Annotated in this window: 5 protein-coding genes and 1 pseudogene; 5 read left to right on the top strand and 1 reads right to left on the bottom strand. The window is 60.4% G+C overall.

Features of this window, described 5'->3' with window-relative positions; genetic code table 11:
- The 5 genes from QOC89_RS13725 to rpsU form a co-directional block, all read left to right on the top strand.
- A partial coding sequence (locus QOC89_RS13725) for a glycosyltransferase family 9 protein (protein ID WP_323045507.1) occupies nt 1-750 on the top strand: 750 nt, incomplete at its 5' end.
- A gap of 102 nt (nt 751-852) precedes the next feature.
- A complete protein-coding gene (locus tag QOC89_RS13720; RefSeq protein WP_323045506.1) occupies nt 853-2,094 on the top strand; it encodes a RimK family alpha-L-glutamate ligase in 1,242 nt (413 codons plus the stop codon).
- 26 nt (nt 2,095-2,120) lie between these two features.
- Complete coding sequence (locus tag QOC89_RS13715) at nt 2,121-3,215, top strand: phosphoserine transaminase (RefSeq protein WP_323045505.1); 1,095 nt, start codon at nt 2,121-2,123, stop codon at nt 3,213-3,215.
- Nucleotides 3,216-3,525: 310 nt separating this feature from the next.
- Nucleotides 3,526-4,467, top strand: coding sequence for an aldo/keto reductase (locus tag QOC89_RS13710; RefSeq protein ID WP_323045504.1), 942 nt, complete (start codon nt 3,526-3,528; stop codon nt 4,465-4,467).
- A gap of 356 nt (nt 4,468-4,823) precedes the next feature.
- The gene (gene rpsU / locus QOC89_RS13705; RefSeq protein WP_006050883.1) at nt 4,824-5,036 is read left to right on the top strand and encodes a 30S ribosomal protein S21; all 213 of its coding nucleotides are present in this window, start codon (nt 4,824-4,826) and stop codon (nt 5,034-5,036) included.
- 115 nt (nt 5,037-5,151) lie between these two features.
- Here rpsU and QOC89_RS13700 read toward each other — a convergent pair.
- Nucleotides 5,152-5,389, bottom strand: a pseudogene (locus QOC89_RS13700) (hypothetical protein); the annotation flags it as partial.

Raw genomic sequence — 5,389 nt, 5'->3', positions numbered from 1 at the left:
CGTTATGCGCCGCAGGTAGCGGCACTCGCGCAACGCGTGATCCTCGAGGTTCACGCGCCGCTGCGGCCGTTATTCGACGAAGTGGCGCGGGACTGGAGTGTCGAGATCGTTGCGCGCGGCGACGCGCGACCCGATGGCGACTATCAATGCTTGCTGCTCAGTCTGCCGCGCATACTCCGGACGACGCCTGGTGCGATCGCTGAGCCGAGCGGCTATCTTCGCGCCCCCGCGGCGCGGCGAGCGCCCTGGCGCGAGCGGCTCGCGGCCCGCAGCGCGACGGGACGATTGCGGGTTGGACTCGCACCGGCCGGCAATCCGCAGTTCAAGAACGACGCACTGCGCTCGATTCCGCTCGCCGCTTTCGAAGCCTGCTTCGACTTGCCGGGCGTTGACTGGGTGATCCCGCAGCCGGAGATCCGCGACGCGGATCGCGCGGTATTGGAGCGGCATCCCAACGTCATCTCGTTTGGCGCCCAACTGGAAGACTTCGCCGACACGGCGGCACTGCTCGAACAACTCGACCTGGTGATCTCGGTCGACACGTCGATCGCCCATCTGGCCGGGGCACTCGCGCGCCCGGTGTGGATTCTGCTGCCGCACTTTCCGGATTGGCGCTGGATGCACGATCGGGATGACACGCCCTGGTATCCGAGTGCACGGCTTTTTCGCCAGACGGCAGCGCGTGATTGGGACGGCGTAATCGAGCGAGTGCGCGACGAGCTTTCGTTGCAAGTCGCGCAGTTCGCGTGAATAGGCGGCTATTTCGTCCTCTGTTCCTTCTTTGTGTTCCGTCCGATTCCAGTAGTCTACGTTGGGCCTCTCACCCGTATTACTTATCGAAGCGTCTCATCCATGAATCCTGTTCAAACCCCGCTCACCGCGGAGGCAGGGCACCCACCGCCTTATCAGCCGTTGGGTCTGGCCGCTTTGCTCAGAGCAGCAACGGCGGGGAATGATCTCACGCCGCTCGGGGAACGCTTGCTCGCGCATAGCGAGCGCTATGAGGATCCGTACGTCCTGCTCGATTTGTCGCTGGTGCTGCAACTCAAATACCAGAAAGCGTCCGCACTCACCGTTCAAAACCTGGCAATTCAAATGCGCAGGCATTACCGGCTAAAGAGTGCGCACTCGGCCGAGGCGCCGGTCAAGGTGCTCGTGCTCAAATCCCCTGGCGATCTCATGGCGAATACGCCGTTTGAATGCCTGGTTGAGAACGCCGATCTCCAGGTCGACGTGTTGTACGTCGATGGAGATTTGCCTGAGGACGCGAGTTTGCCGGAACACGATGTCATTCTCGTTGCCGCGTGCGCGTTGGATGAAAACGCCGACCCGCTCGCTCGAATTGCAGCGCTGACCCGTCGCGCTGATTGCCGGGTGCTGAACCGGCCCGAGCGCATTGCGCACACGACGCGCGATGCCGCCTATGCGCTGCTTGGCAAGGTACCGGGCGTTTGCATGGCGCACACCGTGCGGCTGTCCCGCGAGCGGATTCTCGAAGCCGCGTCAGGCACGTTCGATCTGTCCGATGTGCTGGACCGACATTACCCTTTCATTGTGAGGCCCGTGGGCTCGCACGCCGGACAGGGGCTGGTGAAAGTGTCTGACGGGCTTGACCTTGCACGTTATGTGGACGGCACGGACGTTCAGGAATATTACGTCGCACCGTTCATCGACTACAGCAGCGCAGACGGCTTGTTCCGGAAGTACCGGATCGTGATGATCGAGGGCGCGCCGTTCGTGTGCCACATGGGGATTTCACGCGAATGGATGGTCCACTATCCGTACCCCGAGATGATTGCGCACCCTGAGCGCCGGGAGGAGGAGGCGCGCCTGATGGCAAGTTTCGATTCGGACTTTGCGGTGCGTCATCGCGAAGCGTTTCGCATGATTGCCGAAGCAACTGATCTGGATTACGTAGGATTCGACTGCGCCGAAACGAGTGATGGCCGCCTGCTGATCTTCGAGATTGCCACTGCGATGGTCGTGCATGACATGGACGATCCAGGCAAGTTTCCTTATAAGGCGTCGCAAATGCGTCGAGTCTTCGATGCATTTCAGCAGATGCTGCGCCGCGCGGCTGCGGGCTCCTGTTAATTCAACCGAAGGCTTGTCCACGACCCATGAAATCCAACACATTGAATTTTTCCGGTGGTCCCGGTGCGCTTCCGGAAACCGTGCTGGAGCAAACCCGTGAGGCCGTCGCGTGTCTGCCGGAGACGGGCATATCCGTGCTCGGCATGAGCCATCGATCAGACTGGTTCCGGTCGATCCTGAATGAAGCAGAACAGAACCTGCGCAGCCTGCTCGGTATTTCCGATGACTACGCGGTCACCTTTCTGCAGGGGGGGAGCAGCCTGCAGTTCGCGATGATTCCAATGAATTTCGCCACCAAGGCCAGCGCACCGCCGGAATACGTGACGTCCGGCTATTGGAGCGGTCGGGCGACGTCGGAAGCGGCCAAGGTGACCGCGAGAAAGGTCGCGTGGGATGGTCGCGCGACGGGCTATCGACAACTGCCTGACCTTCAGGCGCTGGATGTGTCGAGGTCGGCCGCCTATCTGCACTATGTGTCGAACGAGACCGTGGAGGGCTTGCAATTTCCCAATTGCGAAGATGAGATGCCCGCGCCGCTGATTGCGGATATGTCGTCCGATTTTCTGTCGAAGCCATTCCGGCCGGATTTATTCTCGATGGTGTATGCCCATGCGCAGAAGAATCTGGGTCCCGCAGGGGTGACGGTGGCGGTCATCAAACGGTCTCTTCTGGAGCGGATTCCGGATGGCCTGCCGGCTATTCTCGACTTTCGCACGCATGTGTCACATGGCTCGAACTACAACACGCCACCGGTATTCGCGATCTATGTGATGACGTTGATTACCCGTTGGCTGCGCTTCGAGATTGGCGGTTTGCATGCGATGCAAAGCATCAACGAAAGAAAGGCGAAGCGGCTATACGAAACACTCGACGCTTTGGGCGATGCGGTGACGATCCACGCGGATCGCCCGTGGCGCTCGCAGATGAACGTGGCGTTTACGTTTGGCGATGCGCGGCTCGACGATGCATTTGTCGAGACGGCACGGGAGCAGGGGATTGTCGGGCTGGAGGGCCATCGTTCGATTGGAGGGTTGCGGGCCTCTCTCTATAACGCCGTTACCGAGGAAGCGGTCGATACGCTGACGAATGCCCTGACGGAATTTAGTCTGCAACGCGTGTGAGGCCAACGAGCGGGGCTTGCAGTCGCGGCTCCCAAGGTTCCTCGCGCGCCGCAATTCCAGATTGCAATCGCCTACGAACCTGTTTGGCGTTCGATGAGTTCGTGGCTTGAGGGCATTTCGTGGCAGGCACGCGGGCTGGTGTCTGCGGGAACAGCGCGGCGCGAGGAAGAGGCGCACCCGAGTGGCTGCCTGGATCACGAAGCACCGCCCCAGATAACTTGAAAGCCACGGGATCGTCCAGGCGTCGCGCTGCAGAGGGAAGCGAGACGGCGTATTCTCTTGCTCTCCTGTGACATGCCTCGGAGAAATCATGCAAAAGCGCCGAATTGGACGTTCCGAATTAGAAGTCGCGCCGCTTATGTTTGGCGGCAATGTATTTGGCTGGACCGCGGACGAAGCCACCTCGTTTTCGATCCTGGATGCGTTCGTCGATGCGGGCCTCAACTTTATCGACACTGCCGATGTCTACTCCGCGTGGGTGCCGGGCAACCAGGGCGGCGAGTCGGAAACGATCATCGGCAAGTGGTTCAGGCAGAGCGGCAAACGCGACAAGATCGTGCTCGCCACCAAGGTTTCCAAGCACCCGCAGCGCAAGGGTTTGTCGGCGGCGAACATACAGGCCGCGGTAGAGGATTCGCTACGGCGCTTGCAGACCGATTACATCGACGTCTATTTTTCTCACGACGACGACGCCGACACGCCTTTGGCCGAGACGCTTGGCGCGTATCAAAAGCTGATCGAGGCGGGCAAGGTGCGGGTGATCGGCGCGTCGAACTACAGCGGCGCGCGCGTCGAGGAAGCCTTGGCTGTGTCTCGCCAGCACGGGCTGCCCGAATATCAATTGCTGCAGCCGGAATACAACCTGTATGACCGCGCGGAGTATGAGCGTGACACGGAACCGGTGGCGCTCGCCAATCAGCTCGGCGTGGTGGTGTATTACAGCCTTGCGAGCGGCTTTCTGTCCGGCAAGTACCGTTCCCAGGCCGATCTGGCCAACAAGGCGCGCGGCAGCCGGGTCGAAAAGTATCTGAACGAGCGCGGCTTGCGTATTCTGGACGCCCTCGACCGGGTCGCCGAGCGGCACGGCAGCACCCCGGCCACCGTCGCACTAGCATGGCTGATCGCTCGCCCGAGCGTAACGGCCCCAATTGCCAGCGCGACCTCGGTCGACCAGCTCAAAAACCTCGCCGCCTCCGTCCATTTGATGCTGACGGGCGCCGATATCCGCGAACTGGACGAGGCGAGCGCCTGATTGCGAGTGGCCTGGCGCAATCGCTAAACCCCTGGTAGGATGGAGAGTTTCCTGATATTATCGGGAGTGAATTGAGATCTTTGCCTGTTTCGTCAGTGTTTTTCATTGATGAAAGGTTGGCGAAACGGCAACAGACGTGGCTTTGGCATTACGTCTGTCCGCGTTCCGCGGTGAACTCCCCACCTCTCTTTTCCGGCCTCCGTGGCCGTTATGCCTCTCGTTTCATTCGTGGTTTGGCCGGGTTTCTACCCGCGTTTGCCTGTTACTGGCCATGAATCGAAACGACCGGAGGGCCGGCGCGTGAGCGGTACCCGCCACGCAATTTACCCCTATCAAGTGATTGAGTTAGGAATTACATGACGACGATTCTTCTGAAGGAAAACGAGCCGTTCGAAGTGGCGATTCGCCGCTTTCGTCGCGCAATCGAAAAGAATGGCCTGATCGCTGAACTGCGTGAGCGTCAATCGTACGAAAAGCCGACTACGGCACGTAAGCGCAAGAAGGCTGCTGCGGTGAAGCGCCTGCACAAGCGCCTGCGCAGCCAGATGCTGCCGAAAAAGCTGCACTAAGCACGCTTTTTCGCGCTGCATTCCGCACGCCGAAACGGCGGTGTGAGCTTCGAAAGAAGCCACATCGCCGTTTTGCTTTTGGGTGCGGCGTGGAGACCGGTTGGGGCGGGAGGTGTTAAGCCGCGTTCTTCAGCGTCTGCGCCGACAGTCCGAATTGGCGCGCGATCGAGTTGAGACGCTCGTTCCACTCCCATGTGCCAAACACGTCGTGCACATTTTGCAGGCAGCTGAGCAGATCGACGGTGGCCTGATCGTACACATCGATGCGCGACCGCACGAGCGCCTTGCGCAGCGCGGCGACGCCGACGTCCATATAAGCGGGCACTGCACCCGACGTTTTACCCAGATAGCGC

Origin of the sequence: Paraburkholderia sp., from assembly GCF_034668105.1 — a bacterium.
Taxonomy (GTDB): Bacteria; Pseudomonadota; Gammaproteobacteria; order Burkholderiales; family Burkholderiaceae; genus Paraburkholderia.
The sequence above is the reverse complement of the archived record's forward strand: the minus strand, read 5'-3'. Positions and strand labels throughout refer to the sequence as shown.

Coding starts and splice junctions, on each gene's coding strand:
- QOC89_RS13720 (WP_323045506.1), top strand. CDS start 853: ATGAATCCTGTTCAAACCCCGCTCACCGCGGAGGCAGGGCACCCACCG.
- QOC89_RS13715 (WP_323045505.1), top strand. CDS start 2,121: ATGAAATCCAACACATTGAATTTTTCCGGTGGTCCCGGTGCGCTTCCG.
- QOC89_RS13710 (WP_323045504.1), top strand. CDS start 3,526: ATGCAAAAGCGCCGAATTGGACGTTCCGAATTAGAAGTCGCGCCGCTT.
- rpsU (WP_006050883.1), top strand. CDS start 4,824: ATGACGACGATTCTTCTGAAGGAAAACGAGCCGTTCGAAGTGGCGATT.